This window comes from Streptomyces sp. NPDC004721 (assembly GCF_053601495.1).
Genome location: NZ_JBSGBZ010000051.1, coordinates 37,142 through 57,018, shown reverse-complemented (window position 1 = coordinate 57,018; position 19,877 = coordinate 37,142). Strand labels below are relative to the sequence as shown.

At 68.3% G+C, this 19,877-nt stretch carries 22 protein-coding genes and 3 pseudogenes; 13 read left to right on the top strand and 12 right to left on the bottom strand.

The genetic code is table 11. The features are described from left to right. Together ACWEK3_RS33095 and ACWEK3_RS33090 are read left to right on the top strand one after the other, a co-directional pair. On the top strand, nt 1-540 hold a 540-nt coding region (locus ACWEK3_RS33095), incomplete at its 5' end, for an alpha/beta hydrolase (protein WP_453251322.1). 47 nt (nt 541-587) lie between these two features. Continuing rightward, entirely contained in the window at nt 588-1,283 is a 696-nt protein-coding gene (locus ACWEK3_RS33090) for a hypothetical protein (RefSeq protein WP_453251321.1), read from the top strand. 100 nt (nt 1,284-1,383) lie between these two features. On the opposite strand, the gene ACWEK3_RS33085 is transcribed toward ACWEK3_RS33090, so the two are convergent. The 3 genes from ACWEK3_RS33085 to ACWEK3_RS33075 form a co-directional block, all read right to left on the bottom strand. Beyond that, nucleotides 1,384-1,578 carry a hypothetical protein gene (locus ACWEK3_RS33085; RefSeq protein WP_450539473.1) on the bottom strand — a complete coding sequence of 65 codons (195 nt, stop codon included), beginning with the start codon at nt 1,576-1,578 and terminating at the stop codon, nt 1,384-1,386. A 26-nt stretch (nt 1,579-1,604) separates the two neighbouring features. Next, nucleotides 1,605-1,871 carry a hypothetical protein gene (locus ACWEK3_RS33080; protein ID WP_450539475.1) on the bottom strand — a complete coding sequence of 89 codons (267 nt, stop codon included), beginning with the start codon at nt 1,869-1,871 and terminating at the stop codon, nt 1,605-1,607. An 80-nt stretch (nt 1,872-1,951) separates the two neighbouring features. Continuing rightward, nucleotides 1,952-2,194, bottom strand: a complete 243-nt coding sequence (locus ACWEK3_RS33075; protein WP_450539477.1) for a hypothetical protein — start codon at nt 2,192-2,194, stop codon at nt 1,952-1,954. Nucleotides 2,195-2,894: 700 nt separating this feature from the next. On the opposite strand from ACWEK3_RS33075, the gene ACWEK3_RS33070 reads away from it, so the two are divergent. Genes ACWEK3_RS33070 through ACWEK3_RS33060 form a run of 3 tightly spaced genes read left to right on the top strand, consistent with a single transcriptional unit; the run spans nt 2,895 to nt 7,960 of the window. Continuing rightward, complete coding sequence (locus ACWEK3_RS33070) at nt 2,895-3,836, top strand: ABC transporter ATP-binding protein (protein ID WP_453251320.1); 942 nt, start codon at nt 2,895-2,897, stop codon at nt 3,834-3,836. Then, on the top strand, nt 3,833-5,203 hold the full coding sequence (locus ACWEK3_RS33065) for an ABC transporter permease (RefSeq protein ID WP_453251319.1): 1,371 nt from the start codon (nt 3,833-3,835) through the stop codon (nt 5,201-5,203). The genes ACWEK3_RS33070 and ACWEK3_RS33065 overlap by 4 nt, the downstream gene beginning before the upstream one ends. A gap of 6 nt (nt 5,204-5,209) precedes the next feature. Beyond that, nucleotides 5,210-7,960 (top strand): alkaline phosphatase family protein, encoded by a 2,751-nt coding sequence (locus ACWEK3_RS33060; RefSeq protein ID WP_453251318.1) that lies wholly within the window; start codon nt 5,210-5,212, stop codon nt 7,958-7,960. A gap of 49 nt (nt 7,961-8,009) precedes the next feature. Here the strand turns inward: ACWEK3_RS33060 and ACWEK3_RS33055 are convergent. Beyond that, a pseudogene (locus ACWEK3_RS33055) lies at nt 8,010-8,174 on the bottom strand (transposase); the annotation flags it as partial. 47 nt (nt 8,175-8,221) lie between these two features. Here ACWEK3_RS33055 and ACWEK3_RS33050 point away from each other — a divergent pair. Then, nucleotides 8,222-8,410: pseudogene (locus ACWEK3_RS33050) on the top strand (ATP-binding protein); the annotation flags it as partial. Nucleotides 8,411-8,480: 70 nt separating this feature from the next. Here ACWEK3_RS33050 and ACWEK3_RS33045 read toward each other — a convergent pair. Genes ACWEK3_RS33045 through ACWEK3_RS33035 form a run of 3 tightly spaced genes read right to left on the bottom strand, consistent with a single transcriptional unit; the run spans nt 8,481 to nt 9,741 of the window. Further along, a complete protein-coding gene (locus ACWEK3_RS33045) occupies nt 8,481-8,849 on the bottom strand; it encodes a DoxX family protein (protein WP_365777966.1) in 369 nt (122 codons plus the stop codon). Next, on the bottom strand, nt 8,846-9,442 hold the full coding sequence (locus ACWEK3_RS33040; RefSeq protein WP_453251317.1) for a TetR/AcrR family transcriptional regulator: 597 nt from the start codon (nt 9,440-9,442) through the stop codon (nt 8,846-8,848). The genes ACWEK3_RS33045 and ACWEK3_RS33040 overlap by 4 nt, the downstream gene beginning before the upstream one ends. A gap of 56 nt (nt 9,443-9,498) precedes the next feature. After that, nucleotides 9,499-9,741 (bottom strand): hypothetical protein, encoded by a 243-nt coding sequence (locus ACWEK3_RS33035; RefSeq protein WP_453251324.1) that lies wholly within the window; start codon nt 9,739-9,741, stop codon nt 9,499-9,501. On the opposite strand from ACWEK3_RS33035, the gene ACWEK3_RS33030 reads away from it, so the two are divergent. The 3 genes from ACWEK3_RS33030 (at nt 9,683) to ACWEK3_RS33020 (ending at nt 11,427) form a co-directional block, all read left to right on the top strand. Further along, nucleotides 9,683-10,045, top strand: a complete 363-nt coding sequence (locus tag ACWEK3_RS33030; RefSeq protein ID WP_453251316.1) for an LAETG motif-containing sortase-dependent surface protein — start codon at nt 9,683-9,685, stop codon at nt 10,043-10,045. The two genes, ACWEK3_RS33035 and ACWEK3_RS33030, sit on opposite strands and share 59 nt — an antisense overlap. A 209-nt stretch (nt 10,046-10,254) precedes the next feature. Continuing rightward, nucleotides 10,255-11,025 (top strand): hypothetical protein, encoded by a 771-nt coding sequence (locus tag ACWEK3_RS33025; RefSeq protein WP_453251315.1) that lies wholly within the window; start codon nt 10,255-10,257, stop codon nt 11,023-11,025. 177 nt (nt 11,026-11,202) lie between these two features. Next, on the top strand, nt 11,203-11,427 hold the full coding sequence (locus ACWEK3_RS33020; RefSeq protein ID WP_453251314.1) for a hypothetical protein: 225 nt from the start codon (nt 11,203-11,205) through the stop codon (nt 11,425-11,427). A gap of 426 nt (nt 11,428-11,853) precedes the next feature. On the opposite strand, the gene ACWEK3_RS33015 is transcribed toward ACWEK3_RS33020, so the two are convergent. After that, a complete protein-coding gene (locus ACWEK3_RS33015; RefSeq protein WP_453251313.1) occupies nt 11,854-12,342 on the bottom strand; it encodes a MarR family winged helix-turn-helix transcriptional regulator in 489 nt (162 codons plus the stop codon). Between the two features lie 77 nt (nt 12,343-12,419). Here ACWEK3_RS33015 and ACWEK3_RS33010 point away from each other — a divergent pair, with 77 nt between their 5' ends. The 3 genes from ACWEK3_RS33010 to ACWEK3_RS33000 all read left to right on the top strand — a co-directional run bounded on the left by ACWEK3_RS33010 (nt 12,420) and on the right by ACWEK3_RS33000 (nt 14,482). Further along, nucleotides 12,420-13,139, top strand: a complete 720-nt coding sequence (locus ACWEK3_RS33010) for a DUF4386 domain-containing protein (protein WP_453251312.1) — start codon at nt 12,420-12,422, stop codon at nt 13,137-13,139. Nucleotides 13,140-13,251: 112 nt separating this feature from the next. Next, nucleotides 13,252-13,668: a nuclear transport factor 2 family protein gene (locus ACWEK3_RS33005; protein WP_453251311.1), complete on the top strand. Its 417-nt coding sequence runs from the start codon at nt 13,252-13,254 to the stop codon at nt 13,666-13,668. A gap of 55 nt (nt 13,669-13,723) precedes the next feature. Further along, entirely contained in the window at nt 13,724-14,482 is a 759-nt protein-coding gene (locus ACWEK3_RS33000) for an SDR family NAD(P)-dependent oxidoreductase (protein WP_453251310.1), read from the top strand. Nucleotides 14,483-14,917: 435 nt separating this feature from the next. On the opposite strand, the pseudogene ACWEK3_RS32995 reads toward ACWEK3_RS33000, so the two are convergent. Further along, nucleotides 14,918-15,133, bottom strand: a pseudogene (locus ACWEK3_RS32995) (VOC family protein); the annotation flags it as partial. A gap of 324 nt (nt 15,134-15,457) precedes the next feature. On the opposite strand from ACWEK3_RS32995, the gene ACWEK3_RS32990 reads away from it, so the two are divergent. Next, entirely contained in the window at nt 15,458-16,480 is a 1,023-nt protein-coding gene (locus tag ACWEK3_RS32990; RefSeq protein ID WP_453251309.1) for a LacI family DNA-binding transcriptional regulator, read from the top strand. Between the two features lie 160 nt (nt 16,481-16,640). Here ACWEK3_RS32990 and ACWEK3_RS32985 read toward each other — a convergent pair whose 3' ends face one another. The 3 genes from ACWEK3_RS32985 to ACWEK3_RS32975 are packed head-to-tail and all read right to left on the bottom strand — an operon-like array spanning nt 16,641 to nt 19,877. Beyond that, nucleotides 16,641-17,501, bottom strand: a complete 861-nt coding sequence (locus tag ACWEK3_RS32985; protein ID WP_450539502.1) for a carbohydrate ABC transporter permease — start codon at nt 17,499-17,501, stop codon at nt 16,641-16,643. Continuing rightward, a complete protein-coding gene (locus ACWEK3_RS32980; protein WP_450539504.1) occupies nt 17,491-18,456 on the bottom strand; it encodes a carbohydrate ABC transporter permease in 966 nt (321 codons plus the stop codon). Before ACWEK3_RS32980 ends, ACWEK3_RS32985 begins: the two co-directional genes overlap by 11 nt. Continuing rightward, nucleotides 18,453-19,877 carry an ABC transporter substrate-binding protein gene (locus tag ACWEK3_RS32975; RefSeq protein WP_453251308.1) on the bottom strand — a complete coding sequence of 475 codons (1,425 nt, stop codon included), beginning with the start codon at nt 19,875-19,877 and terminating at the stop codon, nt 18,453-18,455. Before ACWEK3_RS32975 ends, ACWEK3_RS32980 begins: the two co-directional genes overlap by 4 nt.

Below are 19,877 nucleotides of genomic sequence, written 5' to 3'. Positions count from 1 at the left end.
GACGGGTTCGCCGCGGCCACCATCGAGCTGCCTGGGAGCGGTGACCGGCCCCGTTGGGCCGCCGCCGAGCAGGCCCGTGCCGACCTGCGCCGGGCCATGCAGGCCGGCGAGCCGGTCAGCGACGAGATCATCGACGCCCTCATCCTCCCGCTGGTCGAAAAGTCGGCCCCGGAATGGCAGGCCGCCCTGGACGCCCTCCTTTCGCTGCCCGAGATCGGGGGCCCGGTCGGGTACTCGGGGGGAGTGATTTCCATCGGCATCCGGCTTGCGGTGGTCGAGCCCCGCATCGTAGCCGCCGGTTTCTTCGCCGGGAGTTTCGTGCCTCGCGCCATGTTCGAGGAGGCCCGGCAGGTCACTATTCCACTGCACGTCCTGCTGCAGTGGGACGACGAGGGGAACGACCGGCAGGCGGCCCTGGACCTGTTTGACGCCTTCAGCTCCAAGCAGAAGTCCCTGCACGCCAATATGGGCGGGCACACCGGTGTCCCGCGGTTCGCAGGGGAGGACGCGGCCCAGTTCTTCGCTCGGCATCTGAAGTGAGGCCGGCCCGCCGGGCCACCACCAGACGGTAAGCCGTGTTGGCCAGGATGCTGCTCATCGAGGGCAGCTCCCGGCGCCCCTCTGCTGTTATGCCGCGGGTCCCTGCCCAGTCGGTGGGGGCCCGCGCCGCCCGAAGCCATGAATTGTTCGATTTCCGCGGTGCCTCGGTTGCTGCCCAATCTCGTGTCCAGGTGCTGTCGGTTCTCGGGTTCTGGCACACATTTGTGATCGGTGACGCTGCGTGGTCGATCACGGTTGGGTTCGGCCGTTGGCTGGGTGTCATGATCGTGCGTATGGGAGCTCTCTTCGGCTACTACGTCGCTGCTGATGACGAAGACGCCGTTCGAGCTGTGGTCCGTGAGGACGGACAGCCGATGGGAACGGGGTATGACTCGTTCGTCGTGAAGGGCGTCGATCCGGTGGTCGAGCTGCTGCCGGCCGAGGTGCTCGTTACTGGGCGAACTGCCGATGCTGTCGAGGCTGATTCGCGGCATGGGCATTTGGTCGGGATGGTGGGTGACGGAGAAGTCGTCACGCTGTCGCTTACGGATTCCTTTCGTGACTCCCTCGCCCGTTTCGACCGGAAGCAACTGGGCGAAGTGGCCCGTGGTTGGTCTGCGTCGAGCGTCTTCAGCGCTCAGTCGGAGCTGAGTGGGCTCACGGGCTTCTTGGAAGGTCTCGCTGCACTTGCAGAGAGGGCGCTCGTTCGCGGCCACCGGTTGTACTGCTGGGTCAGTATGTAGTGACGCGGCGTTCAGCCTGCCAACGGGACTCGCTTGCGCAGCAGGTTGAAGCCGGCTCGACCGTACATTTGGCGCTTGATCATCTTGATGTGAACGAAGATCAACAGTCACGCAGGTGGATGGACCACAGAGCTTGAGCCAGAACCGGTTCTCGTGAACAAAGCCATTCGCGGACGCCGCGCGTCGACGTGATCGGGGTGGCGTCCCGGTCGATGTCGGCGAGCCGGGCCTCGGTGGCGGCATCGAACCGGCCGGGGCGGGTGCAGGCGTCGACCTGACGGGTCGTGGTGCTCACCGTGACCGATGACGATGTTGCGCTGCTCAGCCACGTCGGATGGAGAACAAGCGCGCCGCCACAACCAGCACCAGCCCGGCCGCGATGAGGTACAGGCCAAGATGTTCTTCGGGCACTGCCGGTGACCACACCCGCCAGGCCGACGGGGTGTAGCCGTCGGCCGCCAGGAAGGCCCCGTAGACCCTGGGGGGCGCGCTGGTCTGGCCGCGCACCCACAGCAGCACGCCTATGGCGGCGCAGGTCGCGGATATCGCATACAGGACCGTGACGCAGCGCGAGAGCGGTCTGTTCACAGGTTCTCCCTCGACTCTGTCGCTGTGGTGTGTGGATTATCGCTGCCCGTAGCGGTCACGTCCGCGCCGGGGCCATCGTGTCAAGTGCCTGTGCGTACAGCGTGGAGCGACATGGTCATGGTGAGACATCCCGCTGAGACGGGGACTTCCTTGCTGGCACCCTTGCCGGTGAGGCCGAACAGCGTGGAACACCAGACGTCCACGTCGGCGGTGCTGCCGCTGTAGGTGCGGAGGGTTGTTCCTGAGGGCATGGCGCGGGAGACGAACCGACTGCCGGCGGGCGGGCGGCCCTGCTCGTCGAGACCGAGCTGAGTGGCCGTCATGACGGCGCTGCACATGAAGTGACGGAGGGCTCCGGTCCGTCACTGTTACCGACGTAGCTGTGACGGACCGGAGGACCCTGCCGACCGGAGCGTATGGAGCCCGATAACGGCCCATCCGCCCCTGCTTCTCCGCCACGACGTCGGGGTTGCCGGCGCAACACGGTCCTCGATGAACTGTTCACGGGCATGGAGGTGTTCGTGGTGACCACGGACTAGTCGCCCACACCGACCGGACCCGTCGGCCACCCGGACACCCAGGTACGAACCTGCGCCGACGGCCTGCTGCGCGCCCTCGCCGACCGGGGCGCTCGTCGAGGGGTTCATGCTCCTCGCTGTCCGGCTGCGGGGCTGTGCGGGGGTCGGTCCCGCCTGAATGGTGACACCGAGTGGCCATCCCCGACTCGGTGACTGACCGCTCGCCAATACCGCTCGCCGCAACCCTCCGTCCATCCAGCCGGGTTACTTCTCAGTCAACCCCCCAGTAACGAGTGTCGTTCGCGATCGCACAACTTCTGCATTCACTCCCGCACTCTTGATCAGACAATCACAAAAGTCGCTGGTCGAAGCGTGGACGGCTCCCGCCTGGTGGTGACGTCGCGAATGCCAAGTCGTTTCATGTTCCATCAACATTCAACTCCCGATCCCTGTGAGCGGCATGGGCAATCCCTATGGTCCTTGAGGCTGTTGAAGGAAGGGACCCATGGAACAACTCCCCGCAATCCGGGCTCGCGGCATCACGAAGAGTTTCGGTGACGTCGTCGCCCTCGACGACATCGATCTCGATGTGACACAGGGGCAGATCCACGGCCTGGTCGGACCGAACGGTGCCGGGAAGACGACCCTGCTCGGCCTCCTGCTGGGGCTCTCGGTCGCCGACAGCGGTCGCCTCGAGGTCCTGGGGACACCGGTCGGACGGGCACTCGATGCTCCCGACGGTGTCGCCGGCTTCGTGGACGGTCCCGCGCTCTATCCCTCGCTCACCCCACGGCAGAACCTCGCAGCGCTGGCCGCACTCCGCGGCCACGACGCGCGCACGGCGGGAATCGACGACATACTCGCCGAGGTCGGCCTCACCGGCGTCGCCGACGACCGCACCCGCGGCTTCTCCCTCGGCATGCGCCAGCGGCTCGGACTCGCCGCCGCCCTGCTGACCAAGCCTCGGCTGCTCGTGCTCGACGAACCGTCCAACGGCCTTGATCCGGCGGGCAAGAAGCACGTGCACGGTGTCCTCAACCGGCTCACGGCCGACGGGACCGCCGTCGTGCTCTCAAGCCACAACATGGATGACCTAGAAGCGCTGTGCTCCGAGGTGACCATCCTCGCCACCGGACGCGTCGTTTTCTCCGGCCCGCTGAGCAAGCTGGCCACCGACAACCGTGAACTCGACTACCGGCTGCTCATCTCCGATCCGCAGGCCGCCCGCCGGGTGGCCGACGAGGCGCCCGGAGTCCGGGTCGTCGACGACTCCGGGGTACGACAGGACGCCGAACTGCTCGTCGTCCGCGCCCTGGTACCCGCCCTGGACGACCTCGTGGTGCGGCTCGTGGAGGAGGGCGTCGCGCTGCGCGAGCTCACTCCCGTGGTGTCGCCGCTCGAAGCCGCGTTCCTCGCCCTCACCGAGCAGCAGGAGGCCGACCGATGACCGCGGCCCTCACCCAGACCCCGGAACGGGAACAGGAGACCCGGGGCCCTCGTATCCCCGTCACCCGCGCCTGTCGCTTCGAGCTCGTCAAGCTCATCTCCCAATGGCGGATCCGCCTGCTGGTCCTCGCCTGCTGGATCGTTCCTGCCCTCTTCGTCGCCGGCGTGAGCCAGCAGGCCACGCTCCCCGTCGACACCCTCTTCGGCGGCTGGATGCACGCCACCGGGTGGGCCGGACCGCTGGTCATGCTCGGTTTCGCGGGGACCTGGGCGCTCCCGCTGCTGACCTCGGTCGTGGCCGGCGACGTGTTCGCCTCCGAGGACCGCCTCGGAACCTGGCGCCAACTGCTCGTGGCGGTCCGCTCGCCTCGGCGGATCTTCGTGGCGAAGGTGGTCGCCAGCCTCACCGTCCTGCTGCTGCTCGTGGCCGGGCTCGCGGTCTCCAGCACGGTCGGCGGCCTCCTCGCGGTCGGCGACCAGCCGCTGGTCGGCCTCGACGGCCACCTCCTGGCACCGTCGGACGCCGCCGTTCAGGTCCTGCTCTCCTGGATCTGCGTCCTCGCTCCGACCCTGGCGCTCGCCGCACTCGGCTTCCTCGGGTCGGTCACCCTGGGACGGTCCCCGATGGGGCTGCTGGTGCCCGTACTCGTCTCGCTCGCGATGGCGGTCGCCCAGATGCTGCCACTCCCCGTGGCCGTCCGCGTCGCCCTGCCCAGCTACGCCTTCATCTCCTGGAACGGACTGTTCACCAGCCCGCAACAACTCGCCCCGCTGCTGATCGGCATCATCGTCAGCCTCGTGTGGGCCGCGGTCGCGACGGCGCTGGCCTATGTGCTCTTCGTACGGCGCGAATTCACCAACCCGACCCACGACGGTTCGGGCCGCCGCGCCATCACCGTCGGAGTCCTGCCGCTCGTCGGGGTGGCCGCCGTGTCGTTCGCGGTCGTCGCCGCGACGACCTCGGCGACGGGCTCCGGGATCGAGCAGGACAAGGTGCAGCGCTCGGTCGCCACGGCGTTCGCGCACCTGTACCGCATGCAGACCGACCAACTCCACCGACCCGCCGTCACCGAGGCCCAGTTGAAGGCCGCGGCGACGTGCGACAAGGGAAGCACCAGGGTCGCAGCGCAAGGCCCGGGCAACGACTGGCGCTGCGTCGTGACCTGGCATCTTCCCGGCGTCGAGGCCACAGGACAGGCGATCTACCAACTCGACGTCACTCCGGACGGGCGGTTCATGGCCGATGGCGATGGACCGAAGGAAGTGAACGGCTACTTCCTGGTGCGGACCCCCGAAGGGGACGCACCGAACCCGCTGTGGCAGTTCGACGGCAACGTCGAGCTGCTCGACACCACCCCGAAGGGATAACACTCAATGCAGGTAACTCGCCGCCGCAAGCTCGTCGAGGAATCTCGGATCAATCTCCTCGGTAGACGCATCGGGCGCCGGATACCGCTGTTGACGGCGGGCACCACCGCTGTCGCCCTCGTGGCCGCCGGCACGGCGTTCGCGCAGACCCACCAGTTCGGCACGGACCAGGTCGGTCAGGTCACTGCCGACGGCCAGGTCGTCTCCGGCAACCAGTACATCGCCCCGTACGGCGACCGTCTTGTCATCAACCAGGGCAAGATCATGTCGTCCTCGGTCAGCCCGGACGGCACGCACATGGCCGCCTCGGTCACCGACGGTGGCGCGGCCCTGGCCATCGTGGACCTGAAGGACTGGAAGACACAGCAGCTCGTCAGCAACGCCGCGTCGTCCAACCCCCGCATCAGCAGCAACAACGTGGGCCAGGAAGGCCCGACGTACTCGCCCGACGGCAAGCAGCTGTGGCTGGGCCAGCCGGACGGCTACACCGTGTTCACCGTGAACGCGGACGGCAGCGTCTCCAGCCCGAGGACCGTCACCATCCCGGCACAGGGTTCCAAGAAGGCCCTGGTGGGCGAGGCGGTGTTCTCGGCCGACGGCAAGACCGTGTACTCCGCGGTCAACGGCCAGAACCGGGTCGTCTCCATCGACGCGGCAACCGGGACCATCAAGCAGAGCTGGTCCGTGGGCAACGCCCCGCGCGACATGATCGTCGTCGGCAACAAGCTCTACATCAGCAACGAGGGTGGTCGCCCGGCCAAGCCCGGCGAGCCAACGATCAACTCGTACGGCACGCAGGTACTCGCCGACCAGAAGACCGCTGCCACCACCACCGGCACGGTCAGCGTCATCGACCTGGCGAACCAGGACGCCGCCGTCTCGAGCATCGACGTCGGTCTGCACCCGACCGCCCTGTACGCCAAGAACGGGGCGCTGTTCGTCACCAACACCGCGACCAACGACGTGTCGGTCATCGACACGGCGAAGGACAAGGTCGTCCAGACCATCGCCACCCGGCCGTGGGCCGAGTCCTCGGTGGGTTACGAGCCCGACGCGGTGACCCTCACCGACGACGGCCACCTGCTGGTGACCCTCGGCCGTGCCAATGCGGTCGCCGTCTACAAGTACACCTCCGCCCAGGAGCCGGTCTCCTACGTCGGCCTGCTCCCGACGGACTACTTCCCCTCGGAGATCACCACCGTCGGCGACCAGGTCTACGTCTCCAACACCCGTGGTATCGACGCCCGCCGTAAGGCCAGCGGTCACGGCACCCACGACACGACGTCGAGCGTGCAGAAGTTCACGCTGCCCGACGACAGCGTGATCAAGTCCTACACCGGCAAGGTCTTCAAGCAGAACGGCTGGAACGGCGAGTCGCTCAAGAAGTCCGACGGCTCCCCGGCCAAGCCGGTGCCGGTCCCGGTCAAGCTCGGCGACCCCTCGACGATCAAGCACGTCTTCCTGCTCGTCAAGGAGAACCGGACCTACGACCAGGTCTTCGGTGACATCCCGCAGGGCAACGGCGACCCGTCGCTGACGCAATACGGCGAGAACGTCACGCCGAACCAGCACGCCCTGGCCCGGCAGTTCGGCCTGTTCGACAACACGTACGACATCGGCACGAACTCCGCCGAGGGCCACAACTGGCTGATGCAGTCGGACAACCCGGAGTACACCGAGTCCTCCGCCGGTGAGTACACCCGCAGCTACGACACCGAGGACGACGCCCTCGGCCACCAGCGGACCGGCTTCATCTGGACCGGTGCGCAGGACGCCGGCAAGTCCGTGCGGAACTTCGGTGAGTTCCAGCAGTTCCTGACCAAGCCGTCGGGCGCGAGCTGGCAGAACCTGTACTGCGACAGCAAGAACATGGCGGCGACCGGTCAGGACACCGCCTACCCGCTGAACTCGACCTCGCCGATCCCGTCGCTCAACGACGTATCGGTGCACGGCTTCCCGAAGTTCGACACCAGCGTCCCGGACGTCTACCGCGCCGAGATCTGGAAGAAGGACTTCGAGAAGAACGGTCCGGCGAACCTGAACATGTTCTGGCTCTCCAGCGACCACACCGGTGGCCCGGTGAGCGGTGCCGCCCAGGTCGCGGACAACGACCTCGCCGTCGGCAAGATCGTTGACGAGATCTCGCACAGCAAGTACTGGAAGGACTCGGCGATCTTCGTCGTCGAGGACGACTCCCAGGCCGGCCTCGACCACGTCGACGGCCACCGCGCCCCGGTCCAGATCATCAGCCCCTGGGCCAAGCACGGAGTGGTGGACAGCCACTACTACTCGCAGATCAACATGATGCGGACCATCGAGCAGATCCTCGGGATCCAGCCGATGAACCAGAAGGACACCGCGGCCAGCCCGATGGCCGCGGCATTCACCCAGAGCCCGGACTTCACGCCGTTCAACGCGCTGCCCAACCGGGTCTCGCTGACCGACGGCGTGAAGAACGGCGCGCCTTCCTGTGGTCTGGACACCCCCGCGGCGCAGAACCCGCAGGCGGCGGCCGTGCCGGCGGCCTCGGTGCCTGCGGACATGAAGAACGTCGCCGACGAGTGGGACCAGTGGAAGTCGAAGCAGCGGCTGACCGGTCCCCAGGCCGTGCCGGACTACGCTCCGCCCGCGCAGATGAACCACTTCGCCTGGTACGAGTCGCACAACTGGAAGAAGCCGTACCCGGGTGAGAAGAAGATCTACACTCCTCAGGACGTGCCGGGTGCGTTCATCCCATCGGCCGAGAACGACGGCTGACGCAGTACGCCGGTCGGCCTAGCCTGACCGTCGTGACAGGGCCCCTGGCCGACATCCGCCGGTCAGGGGCCAGCGCGATCAGCTCCTTGGTGCCGTCCAGCCGCACCCCGAGCAGGACCAGCACGCACGAGTGCGCTTGGCCAAGCCTCACCTTCGGGTGGACGCCGTCAGCCCACACGTAAGCGTAGTCGCGATCCGACAGGTCACGCTCCTCCCGCGTATGCCGCCCGCCATCAGAGGTGCTGGGTTCACAAGGCTCGAGAGCGGGAGGAACGCAAGGCCACGCGGGTCGCGACAAACTCCCCGTTCGCTGAGTGGGAGAAGACGTTCGGCGACCGTCGGCTCTGCGCGGCCATCGCTGACCGCCTCACCTTCCGCGGCACTCTGCTCCAGACCGGCACCGAGTCCTACCGACTCCAGGCCACCTGCGACGAACGCGAAAACCACTGATGGACGACCCCTGTGGCTTCGTGCCTGAGGGCAATCCCGACACTGTCACAACGACAGCGCCCGTGGTGAGTTACAGCCGCACGAAGCTCACCATGAGCACAGCCAGGGACAGCAGTAGCATGCCCAGGCAGTTGACCCAGAACGCGGAGTTCAAGGCTCGCGCGCGAATGTGGGATGCGGCGGCCGCCAGGAAGTAGACAACGATCGCAGCAGTGGTCGTCATGGCGACGCCGGGCACCCAGAGCCCGACGATGAGCCCCACTACGGAGGCCGCCTTAAGAGTGATCAGCGCCCACCACCAGTCGCGCGGGAACCGTACGCCGTCCAGGCAGTCGACGATGAATCTCGGTGGACGGAGCATCATTGCGGCGTCGCCCGCCTGTATCCCGAGCAGGATCAGGATTGGCCAGACAGGAGACGGGAGTTCAGAGAGGGTCATCGGTCATCCTCTTCGTATACGGTGACGAATTCGGCGGTGCGCCGGATCCCGGTTGCCGTCTGCTGCCGGTCAGTGGATCCGGCGGCAAGCAGCATCAGCTCACCCAGGTAGCTGGTGAACATCACCTGCGCACCCTGCCGGGCGCGGGGGTCGGGTATTCCCGCCTTCACCATCGCGGCAGTGAGATTGTCCTCGGTCAGCGTGCGCAGCCCGCCGAGGGCCGCGTTCTCGGGTTGACCTCGGGTCAGGGCCCGGAAGTACGAGCGCGCGAGTTCGTCGTTCTCGGCGAACAAATCGAGGAACGGGTCGAAGTAATGGGCCAGGTAGTCGACTGCGGAGGCTGCGGACTCCGCCGCCGGTGGCGCGGGGATGCGGGCGGCGATGGCTTGGTCGTAGACAAGGCTCAACAGAGACTCCTTGTCCCCCACTGCCATGACGGCACCCACGGAAACACCCGCCTCCGCCGCGATCTGCCGCACCGTTGTGCCCTGGAAGCCACGCTCCTCGAAGAGTCTTTCGGCGGCCTCGATGATGCGGGTGGTGGTCCGCCGTTTTCGTTCGGCGCGAGTTGCCTGAACGCGTTCAGTGAACATGTTCAGAAGATAGTGGGCGCGGCTACACCGACGCAATGGTGTCGGTCAGCACGGTTTCAGAACGAGGCCAGGGGCCGGGACGAACGCGGCGAGTTGCGCTTGATGCCATCGCGGACGTCCGGGTCGTAGGGGCTGGCCGGCCGTTCTCCAACTGGCGGTAACTCCTTGGGCGTGCGCCATCGCATCTGACCGGAGTCTTCCCGGCGGTAGTGCTCGTCCCAGATCCACCGCAGCGTCCTGATGGCGGGAAGCTCACCCAGCCACGGCAGGGCATCGGGAGCCTCGAGAAGTGCCGGCAAGCTGGCGCCGTCCGGGGCAACTACGTCTACGCCAACGATGACGACTACTACCCGTTCGACGTCCTCGCCGCCGGCACCAACCCGGGCACCCCGAACGACGCCAAGCCGAACGGCGGCAAGAAGTCGCTGCCGGCCCAAGCCCGTCGGCGACAACAAGATCGTCCCGCAGGGTCACCTCGCCGAGACCGGCTCCAGCTCGGCGCTGCCGATGATCGCGGTGGCGGGCGGTGCTGCGGTCGCCGTCGGCGCGGGTGCCGTGTTCGTTGTGCGCCGCCGCAGGACCGGCAGCGCTACCACGGCCTGATTCGCGTCCCTGACGCGCTGAGGCGAAACCGGTATGGCGGCCGGGGGGACAGGTGTGGCTCAATGCCGCTGACGCAACGCCGTCGGCACGACGACGGGCGGAGAGGGCGGAGGGCGACGTGGTGAGCGAGTACCAGCCGGTGAAGTGGACCGAGGCGACCGGGTCGGCCGCCGTCACGATCGCTTCCCGCGTACGGCGGTGGACCTGACATGCCGTACGGACGCACCAACCGACGTGACGGTCGACCCGCGCTGCGACTGCGCACCCTCTGGTACCGCTGCTGGGGAGCGGGCGCCGTTCTGCTCGGCGTCGCCCTGCTCGTCGCGGCCGGCGCCGGTCTGACCATGGTGCCCGACCACATGGCCGAGGAGCGCGCCTACCGGGCTGCCCGCCCTTGCGGGAGAGCAGTCACCGAGGACTGTCTGCGCTCCGTCCAGGCCACCGTACGCGACACCGTGATCCAGAAAGGGCCCAAGCAGTACGCGCGATACGCACTCGAGCTCGGCGGACCCGGCCCCGTGCCCCGGGAAGTGGCTATGAAAGGAGCCGAGCCGCTGCTCGGGCACCTGCGTGCCGGAGACGTGGTCACCGTCACCATGTGGCGGGACTACGCGATCGCCGTCGACAAGGACGGTGTGACGCAGCGCTCTAAGGACACCCCGGAAGGACGGCCCGGGTTCACCACGGCCGCCGCCCTGGGCCTGATCACCTTCGCTTTGTTCGTCGTCCGCGAAGGCGGGCACGCGGTTGCGCGCGCACCCGGCTACGCCGCGACGGGGGTGCCCGCAGGCCTTGCGCGGCGAGGAAGACGCGCAGTCGTTGTCGTGGCCTGTGCCCTTGCGGCGGGACTGTCCGGCAAGTGGACCGGCCCTGGCGGGGTGATCGTCCTTTGGTCGGCCCTGGTCGGACTGCTCTTCGCGGTGTTCCGTCTGCTCGACACTCGGCGCCCGGGCCGGCACGCGGCCCTGTACCCGGGGTGACGCCGCAATGGCTTTGTTCACGAGTCGAAACTGGTGAACATAGCCAGTGGTGTTCCTGGCCGACCGAGGGCACCCGGCGGGCCCTTCATGAGGCCGGCGCACCCTGCCCATGGCCCGCACCGCCGTGCTCGCCGGACGCACCCTCCCGGACCTGGCCCGCAGCATCGTGGTCACGCGGTGATGCTGGGCGTGGGCTTCGCGGTCGGCTTCCGCGTCCACACCAGCGCCGCGGGCCTGTTCGCCGCACTCGGCCTCGTCGTGCTCTTCGGCTACGCCCTGTGCTGGGTCTTCGTCACCCTCGGCCTGCTGATCGGCGACCCCGAGTCCGCCGGCGTGCCGATCACGTTCCTGCTGGTCTTCTCCTCCAACGCGTTCGTGCCGATCGACACGATGCCGGGCTGACTGCAGGCCATCGGCACCCACCAGCCGGTCACCGCGCTGGTCAACGCGGAACGCGCGCTCGTCCTCGGCGACCTCGCCGCGCACCACGTCTGGACCTCCCTCGCCTGGAGCGGCGGGATCACCGTCGTCTTCATGCTCCTCTCCGCCCGCAGGTACGTCCGCATGGGGCGATGACGACAGTCATGGCGACTGCAAGGGCCGACCGGAGGTCCGCGCGCCACGGCGGCGGCCCCTCACCGGCCGGGCCGTGTGGAGATCACGTTGGTGCCGGGTCGCTTCGCGGCTGCCCGGCCGGCGTGCCCTGGGTGGTCCTGGCATCGCGACGCCGAACGCGGCGGCCGGACCAGGTCCACCCGCGCACGCCCGGCGCTCAGCGCGGTGCCTGCCGCGCGCTGCCCGGCTGCTCGGTCGCCGCCGCGCGGGCGGTCAGCGCCGAAGCGACCGGTAGCCCGGGTGCACACCGGGGGTCAGCTGCTGCTGCCGAGCTATACGCCCCAGCAACTCGACCAGCTGCTGATACTCCTGCGGGGTGAGGCCCTGGCACATTTCCTGCTCGTGTGCCGCGCCCGCCTCGCGGAGCTCGGCGAACAGGTCCAACCCCTTGTCCGTCAAGTGCAGCGCGTACAGACGGCGGTCACTGGTGTTCCGGCGGCGCTCGATGAGCCCGCGCTCCTCGAGCTTGTCGGCGAACGGCACGAAGCGGCTGGCCGGCATCCCGAGGTCGTCCGCGAGTTCGCGCTGACTTCGACCGGGGGTGCTGGCCAGCAGGCGCAAGAGCCCCGCCTGCGCGGGCGTCAGGTCGAGTTCGGCGATCCGCTGGGCGAACAACTGGGCGCCGTGAGCCCCCAGCTGCGCTAGCAGGAAGGCGGCGCCGCCGCGGGGCTCCGTGCTCTCGTGCGCTCGACTCATGCTCATGCCCACATGATAGACGATTGACAATCGTTCCACTTTGTAATCATTATGGTTCGTATACGAGCTGCCTAGGAGGAACCATGACCGTCGCCCCCGCCCCCCAGCGCTCGGAGGCCCGCACCCGCCGCCCACAGTCCGGGCCGCCCCTGCTCGCCCCGGTCCTCGCCTTCGCCGCGCTGACCGTGGCCTACGTTGCTGTGAACAGCTCCACTCCGCACCCCGACGCCACGGGCACCGCGGTCCTGCACTACGCCCAGACCCACGCGACCACCATCAAGGTCGGAGCCCTGCTGCTCTTCAGCTCCGCAGTGCCCCTTGCACTGTGCGCCGCGATCCTCTACCGGCGACTGCGGGCGCTCGGCGTCACCGCACCCGGGTCGGCGATCACCCTCTGCGGAGGCGTCCTGGCCGCCGGTGCCACCACCCTGTCCGCGATGTTCACCTGGACCGGCGGCCGCCTGCCCGCCGACGCCTCCCCAGCACTCGCCCGCGCGCTCGCAGACCTGTCCTTCATCTCGGGCGGCCCCGGCTACGTGGTCATGTACGCCCTGTTCATCGCCGGCATCTCCGTGACCGGACTGATGGCAGGCCTGCTGCCGCGAGCCGTCACCTGGACCGGACTGGCCCTGGCCATCGTCGGGATGGTCGCCGAGCTGACCCTTCTGTCCTCCGGCTTCTCCTACCTGCTCCCCGTCGTCCGCTTCGGCGGCACCCTCTGGCTGGTCTTCGTCGCCGCCCTGCTGCCCCGCACCCGCCCCCGGACCAACTCCACGAGCAAGAGCCAGCCCGCCATGCCCTGACCAGAAACCCGCCGCAACGCTTGAGCACGATCCGTAGGCGCCCGACACCTTGGCGCCGAAGGAATCACGAACAAGGCGAACGCGATCCGCGCAGATCAGCAGGAGATGAACCATGAGCAGCATTCCCCAGAACACCGGAACCGGGGCGGATCCCCTCGCCGGCTGGCTCTCCGCCTTGGCCGCCGCGGAGCGTGACGGCGACGCAGCCGAGCTCGACGCCCTGCTGCACGAGGATTTCCGCGGGGTCGGCCCGTTCGGCTTCGTGCTCGACCGCGAGCAGTGGCTGCGCCGCTTCGAGGAGGGCCTGCAGTACTCGGCCTTCGACTTCGAACCGGACTTCGAGGTCCGCGAGGTCGCCGGCACGGCCTACGTGATCGGCACCCAGCAGCAGTCCGGCAGCTACCAGGGCCGTCCGGCCGACGGCGCCTTCCGCGCCACCCTCGCCCTGACCGGCGGTCCCGGATGGAAGCTGGCTGGCATCCACCTGAGCCTGCGTACCCCGCCGATGCCGTCGGCCGCAGCGACCTGATCAGCCACCCCACTCGACACCTACCGGCACGACACCAGCCAGGAGAACCAGCCCCATGAACACGCTTCAGAACCGCGTCGCCCTCGTCACCGGCAGCTCCCGGGGCATCGGGGCCGGCATCGCCGAGCTCTTCGCCACCGAGGGCGCACGCGTCGTCCTCCACGGCCGCGACGCAGACGCGCTCGAATCCGTCAGCGCGAAGATCGCCGCCGCAGGCGGCGAAGTCCTGGCCCTGACCGCCGACCTCACCCGCTTCGACGAGATCGAGGCTCTGCGCACCCACATCGAGGCCGAGTTCGGACCCGTCGACGTCCTCGTGACGAACGCCGGTGGCAACCCGGTGCGGCCCGGGCCGATCGAGGAGATCAGCGAGGAGGGCTGGCACGCAAGCATCGACGCCAACCTGACGAGCACCTTCCTGACGGTCAAGAGCTTCCTGCCCGGCATGAAGGAGCGCGGCTACGGCAGCATCGTCACCCTCTCCTCCGCGGCGGCCCGCCGACCCACGCCCCAGTCCCCCTTCGCCTACGCCGCGGCCAAGGCGGGCGTAGAGCTCCTCACCAAGGGCCTCGCAGCCCAGGCCGGCCCGTACGGCATCCGGGTCAACTGCGTCGCACCCGAGACGATCATGACGGAGCGCAACGAGCGTCAGATCCCCGCCGAGATCCAACGGGCCCTGGTGGAGTCCCACCCGATCCGCCGCCTCGGCACCCTCGAGGACGTCGCCCAGGCCGCCCTGTTCCTCGCCGCGGACTCGGCCTCCTGGATCAGCGGCGTTGTCATAGACGTCGCGGGCGGATCCGTCCTCGTCTGAGGTTCATCACCGCAGCTCGGCCCAGGACCAAGCGCTGCTCCCGCCCGGCCGGATGGACGGTGAGGTGCCCACCGTCTCCTCACCGTTCGCCATAGTGGGCTCACCCGCTCAGTCGCCTGCCCGGCGAACGCCCAGGTCAGAACCTTCTTGGCCTGGGCGGTTTCCTGTTCCGAGAGCGCCTTCATGGCTCTTTGCCAGAGCGTGGGGGTGGCCAGACTCGTACTCACGGGCGAACCGTGGTCAAGCATGCAACCCGGCCTGTGCGCGCCATCGCCTCCGCGGGCCAGGCACGGTCCGCACTCTTGGCGAACTTGACCACGATGAGCGGTGCCGCTTGAGGTGAGGACGTCGGATATGGGCCGTACCAGCTGCGGCTGGTCTGGCCCTGCGGGCAGATCACCTGCCGGTGCTCGAAGCCGATGAGGATGTCGTCCCGGTTAAAGCCGTCCCGGCTGCGGTGCTGGCGAGTGGGATTGGCGTGCGCTGGTCCGACCACTGACCGGCCGGGCCGACCGTGATCCAGCGCATCCTGCCCTGCCCGACGTCGCTGCGGACCTCGAAGCCGAGGACGTCGCGGTAGAAGGCGAGCGACGCGTCCGGGTCGTCATGCGGCAGGAAGCTCGTGTGAATGGTGATGTCCCTAACGAGCAGGCTGGAAGTGGCTCCGTGTCCGCGCTTCTCAATTCCTGATTGATCCGGCCACGATCGGACGTTGACGTGCACTGCCGCGGGAAACAAGTGCGTTCTGCGTGACATCCCAGGCCCCGCGCGGGCAAAGCCGTCGTCCGGTTCATCGAGTCCACCACGCTCGGTGCCTCCGGTCAGGCCGGGATCTACCCGACGCCGGTCGACTGCTCCCTTGACTGCCACTGGGGCGCGAGCAGGCCGGTGACCTCGGTGCCGGGCCCCTCAATACGGGGGTGAAATCCTTTTCACCAGCAAGGTAGGGTGGAGATCCGGAAGCCGGGTGAAAGGATGCGGACGCAGGTGGTGACGATCCATGACGTGGCGCGAGCCGCCGGAGTATCCCCGGCAACCGTGTCGCGTGTGTTCAACGGCGGCAGGGTCACACCGGAACGCGCCCAGTCTGTGCAACAGGCCGCCGAGGCCCTCGGCTTCGCGCCCAACCGGCTGGCGCGCTCGCTGCGCAAGCAGCGCTCCAGCGTGATCGCCCTGATCATCCCGGACATCGAGAACCCGTTCTTCACCTCGCTCGCCCGCGGTGTCGAGGACGCCGCGCAGCGCACCAGCCTCTCGGTCGTCCTGTGCAACTCCGACGAGGACACCGGCAAGGAGCGGCGCTACCTCGAGGTCGCGCTCGGTGAGCAGATGGCGGGTGTGATCGTCGCGGCGGCCTCTCAGGACGACACGGACCTGGGTCCGCTGATCGCCCGGGGCGTGCCCGTGGTCGCCGTAGACCGACGGCCGCACGACGCCGAGGTGGACGCGGTCAGGGTCGACGATCAGCACGGTGGTGAGGTGGCCACCCGCCATCTGCTGCAAGCCGGCTACCGCAGGATCGCCTGCATCACCGGACCCGAGGGCGCCTCCACCTCCGAGGAGCGGCTGGCCGGCTACCGTGCGGCACTGCGCGCCGCACGGAGAGACGAGGCCGTGGCCGAGGACACCTACGTCCGGCACGCCGACTTCCGCGTCGAAGGCGGCCGGGCGGCAATGCGCGAGCTGCTGGCCCTGCCCGAGCCGCCCGACGCGGTGTTCGTCACCAACAACCTCATGACCATCGGCGTCCTCGACACCCTGGACGAGGTCGGCCGCACTCCGCCCGGCGTCGGCGTCCTCTCCTTCGGCGACGTCCCCTGGGCATCGCTGGTGCGACCGTCGCTGACGGCGGTCGAGTTGCCCTCGTACGAGCTCGGGCGCACCGCCGCCGACCTGCTGCTCCAGCGCATGGAAGGCAGCGCGTCACCATTGCAGACCGTGGTGCTGCGCACCAGGCTCCAGATTCGGGAGAGCACCGCCGGGCCGGTCGCGGACTGACGGACACGACGGACGCGCACCGTACGCACTCGTACGCGCCCCAACTGCTCCGGACGTCCCCGTACCGCACCCGTGGGCACAAGGCGCGGCGCCCACCGCACGCGTGGGGCGCCCCACTGGTCATCCGACCGGTGCGGCGCCCCCTTTGGCTACCGTGCCCCTACTTCATACCCGACGTCTTGATCGACTCCACGATCTGCCGCTGGAAGACGAAGAACAGCGCCAACATGGGCAGCGCCGCCACCGTCGCCGCCGCCAGGATGTAGTTCCAGTTGGATCCGTACTGCGTCTGGAAGGAGGCGATGCCGAGCTGGACCACTGTCAGGGACTGGTCGTTGGTGGCAACCAGCGGCCAGACGAATGCATTCCAGTTCGCGAGGAAGAAGAAGATCGCCAGGGCCGAGAGGATCGGCCGGGACATCGGCAGGACGATGTTCCAGTAGACCCGCCAGTGGCCGCAGCCGTCGACGATGGCCGCCTCCTCCAGTTCCCTGGGCAGCCCCAGGTAGAACTGGCGCAGCAGGAAGATGCCGAAGGCGTTGAAGATCGCCGGGATGATCAGGCCGGCGTAGCTGTTGAGCAGGCCCAGTTCGCGGGCGACCAGGAACAGCGGGATCAGCACCACCGGCGCGGTGACCAGCAGCGTCGCGAAGATCGCGCCGAAGAGCTTCTCGCGGCCCGGGAAGCGCAGCCGGGCCAGCGCGTAGGCGGCCATCGAGTGGAAGAACAGCGCCGCCGCGGTGATCACCGCGGAGATGAAGAAGCTGTTCCACAGATAGCGCCCGAACGGCACCTCGGTGAAGACGTAGACGAAGTTGTCGAACGTGAAGTCCCGGGGGATCAGGCTTCCGTCGGTGACGGTGGCCCGCGTCTTGAAGGACGCCGTGACCATCCACAGCACCGGGAAGATACTGATCAGCGACAGGACCACGGCCAGAGCCGTCAGCCCGGTACGCGAGGTGAGCGGCCGGCGCCGGCCGGTCGGTGGGGTGGCCTGGGTCGCCATGGCGTCACTCGCCATCGTCGAACCTCCCGCCTCTCGTGAACTTGAAGATCACCACGGAGACGACGACCATGATCAGCACCAGGAACGAGCCCATCGCCGACGCATAGCCGTACTCCCCGAATCCGAAGGCCTGCTGGTAGATGTAGAAGATCGCCAGCGAGGTGCCGTTGGCCGGACCGCCGTTGGTCAGGACGAAGATCAGATCGAGACCGCCGGTGATCGCGGCGACCGTCGACATCAGCAGGACGAAGAAGCTGGTGGGGCGCAGCAGCGGCCAGGTGATCGTGCGGAAGGTGGTCCACGGGCCCGCTCCGTCGAGTTTCGCGGCCTCGTAGAACTCCTTGGGGATCTCCTGGAGCCCCGCCAGGAAGATGATCATGTAGTAGCCCATCATCACCCACACCATGACGGCGATGACGCAGCCGAGGGCCAGGGACGGGCTGCCGAGCCAGGACTCGCCGTCGAACCCGGCGGCGCGCATGGCCCGGTTGACCACACCCGTCTGCTCGTCGAGCAGGAACTTCCACAGCACGCCGACCACCACGAGGCTGATGACGTACGGCAGGAAGAGCGCGGTGCGGTAGACCCCGACGCCGGGCAGCTTCTGCTTGACCAGCAGTCCGAGGCCGAGACTCACGCAGAACAGGACGGGGACGAGGATCACCACGTACTCGCCGGTGATCTTCATCGAGTCCCAGAACAGCGGGTCGTGCATCATCCGCCGGTAGTTGCCGAGCCCGATCCACTCGTAGCTGCCGAAGCCGCTGACCTGGAAGAAGCTCAGGCCGATGGAGAGCACCATCGGGATCGCGACGAAGACCAGCAGCCCGAGAACGTCGGGGGCGAGGAACAGGCCTGCGGCCAGCCACTCGCGGTGCTTGCGGCTGAGTCTGTGCCCGTCGGACGAGGCGGGTGCCTGCGTCGGGGCGACGGCGGTGCGCCGGCCCTCCTGTGCGGCGACGCTGCTCATATCAGGCTCGCCCCCTTGTAGCTCTTGGTGTAGGCCGCGATGGACTGGGCGGCTCTGGACGCCTCGCCGGCCACCCCGCGGCCGGCGAGCATGGATCCCTGGATGGCGTCGGAGATCGCCTTGTAGACGACCGGGGGGTAGCGCGGCTCGGCGCGGCCGCCCGGAAAGATCTCGTCCTTGAACTTCTTCATGCTCTCGGAGTCGTAGCCACCCTTGGCGGCGCCGCGCTCCAGGGCGCTGGCACGGGGCGCCACGTCGGACTTGGCGCCGACGCACCAGTCGACCATCCGGTTGATGGAGTCGTCCTTCATGGACCCCAGCGCCCAGACGCAGAACTCGGCCGCCGCCTCGGGGTTGCGGCCCTGCGCGTTGGCGCAGAAGGACCAGCCGCCCAGCGTGGTGACGTACTTGCCGCCCGGGGGCACCGGCAGCTTGAAGACGCCGTACTTGTACTGGGGTGCGAACGCCTTGAAGCTGGAGACGTTCCAGATGCCCTGCTGCCACATGGCGACGTTGCCGCCCTTGAAACCGCCGATCACGTCGCCGGCGGCGGGCACGGTGCGCGGCGCGATGCCGTGGCGTACCGCGTCCTGCCACAACCCGAGGGCCTGGCGGGTGGCCTTCGAGTCGAAAGCGACGTTGCCCTGCGCGTCCAGGACGTCACCGCCGCCCTGCCACATCCACGGGTACCAGGTGAAGTTCTGGTAGTAGCCCGGGTTGGTCTCGAAGACGAGTCCGGCCCGGGTTCTCGTGCGCAGCTTGTCGCCGATGTCGAGCATCTGGTCCCAGGTGGTGGGGATGTCGGCCTCGGACAGGCCTGCCTTCTCCCAGACGTCCTGGGCGTAGAACATGGCCAGCGGCTCGATCTCCATGGGGAGGGCGTAGACCTTGCCGTCGACCCTGCGGCTGTCGAGCGCGGTGCCGAAGTCGCCGATGGCCTCCTTCTCCATGTACGGAGTGAGGTCGGCCAGCACGCCGCCGTTGTAGTAGCGCAGGAAGTCGCCAGGGGAGAGCAGGAAGATGTCCGGGCCCTCGCCGGTGGCGAAGGCGGACGGCAGCTTGAACCCGTTGAGGTAGGTGGGCTGCGGCAGGTAGACCAGGTCGATCTGCGCCTTGTGGGTGGCGTTCCACTTGGCAACCATGTCGACGAACCACTTGGACTGCGCGTTGACCGCCGGGTCGGGCGAGCGTTGCGGTCCGTAGAAGTTCCAGAACTGGAGGTTGCCGCCCTTCGCCTGGGCCGTGCCGCAACCGGTGAGCAGGGCCGGGGACGCCGCGGCGGCTCCGGCGCCCGCCACCGCGGTGAGGAAGCGGCGGCGTGAGGTGCCGGAGGCGGAGCCGAGGCCTGATGTGTCACAGACGCGGCCTGAGGTGCCGAGCGGTCCGGCTGGACGCGCGGCGTCGTTGCCGTGCTGGAGCAT

What these genes read in the sequence shown, in the direction of transcription:
- ACWEK3_RS33090 (WP_453251321.1), top strand. Translation starts at nt 588, where the DNA reads ATGCTGCTCATCGAGGGCAGCTCCCGGCGCCCCTCTGCTGTTATGCCG.
- ACWEK3_RS33075 (WP_450539477.1), bottom strand. Translation starts at nt 2,194, where the DNA reads ATGACGGCCACTCAGCTCGGTCTCGACGAGCAGGGCCGCCCGCCCGCC.
- ACWEK3_RS33070 (WP_453251320.1), top strand. Translation starts at nt 2,895, where the DNA reads ATGGAACAACTCCCCGCAATCCGGGCTCGCGGCATCACGAAGAGTTTC.
- ACWEK3_RS33065 (WP_453251319.1), top strand. Translation starts at nt 3,833, where the DNA reads ATGACCGCGGCCCTCACCCAGACCCCGGAACGGGAACAGGAGACCCGG.
- ACWEK3_RS33060 (WP_453251318.1), top strand. Translation starts at nt 5,210, where the DNA reads ATGCAGGTAACTCGCCGCCGCAAGCTCGTCGAGGAATCTCGGATCAAT.
- ACWEK3_RS33045 (WP_365777966.1), bottom strand. Translation starts at nt 8,849, where the DNA reads ATGACCCTCTCTGAACTCCCGTCTCCTGTCTGGCCAATCCTGATCCTG.
- ACWEK3_RS33040 (WP_453251317.1), bottom strand. Translation starts at nt 9,442, where the DNA reads ATGTTCACTGAACGCGTTCAGGCAACTCGCGCCGAACGAAAACGGCGG.
- ACWEK3_RS33030 (WP_453251316.1), top strand. Translation starts at nt 9,683, where the DNA reads ATGGCGGGAAGCTCACCCAGCCACGGCAGGGCATCGGGAGCCTCGAGA.
- ACWEK3_RS33025 (WP_453251315.1), top strand. Translation starts at nt 10,255, where the DNA reads ATGCCGTACGGACGCACCAACCGACGTGACGGTCGACCCGCGCTGCGA.
- ACWEK3_RS33015 (WP_453251313.1), bottom strand. Translation starts at nt 12,342, where the DNA reads ATGAGCATGAGTCGAGCGCACGAGAGCACGGAGCCCCGCGGCGGCGCC.
- ACWEK3_RS33010 (WP_453251312.1), top strand. Translation starts at nt 12,420, where the DNA reads ATGACCGTCGCCCCCGCCCCCCAGCGCTCGGAGGCCCGCACCCGCCGC.
- ACWEK3_RS33005 (WP_453251311.1), top strand. Translation starts at nt 13,252, where the DNA reads ATGAGCAGCATTCCCCAGAACACCGGAACCGGGGCGGATCCCCTCGCC.
- ACWEK3_RS33000 (WP_453251310.1), top strand. Translation starts at nt 13,724, where the DNA reads ATGAACACGCTTCAGAACCGCGTCGCCCTCGTCACCGGCAGCTCCCGG.
- ACWEK3_RS32990 (WP_453251309.1), top strand. Translation starts at nt 15,458, where the DNA reads ATGCGGACGCAGGTGGTGACGATCCATGACGTGGCGCGAGCCGCCGGA.
- ACWEK3_RS32985 (WP_450539502.1), bottom strand. Translation starts at nt 17,501, where the DNA reads ATGGCGAGTGACGCCATGGCGACCCAGGCCACCCCACCGACCGGCCGG.
- ACWEK3_RS32980 (WP_450539504.1), bottom strand. Translation starts at nt 18,456, where the DNA reads ATGAGCAGCGTCGCCGCACAGGAGGGCCGGCGCACCGCCGTCGCCCCG.
- ACWEK3_RS32975 (WP_453251308.1), bottom strand. Translation starts at nt 19,877, where the DNA reads ATGCTCCAGCACGGCAACGACGCCGCGCGTCCAGCCGGACCGCTCGGC.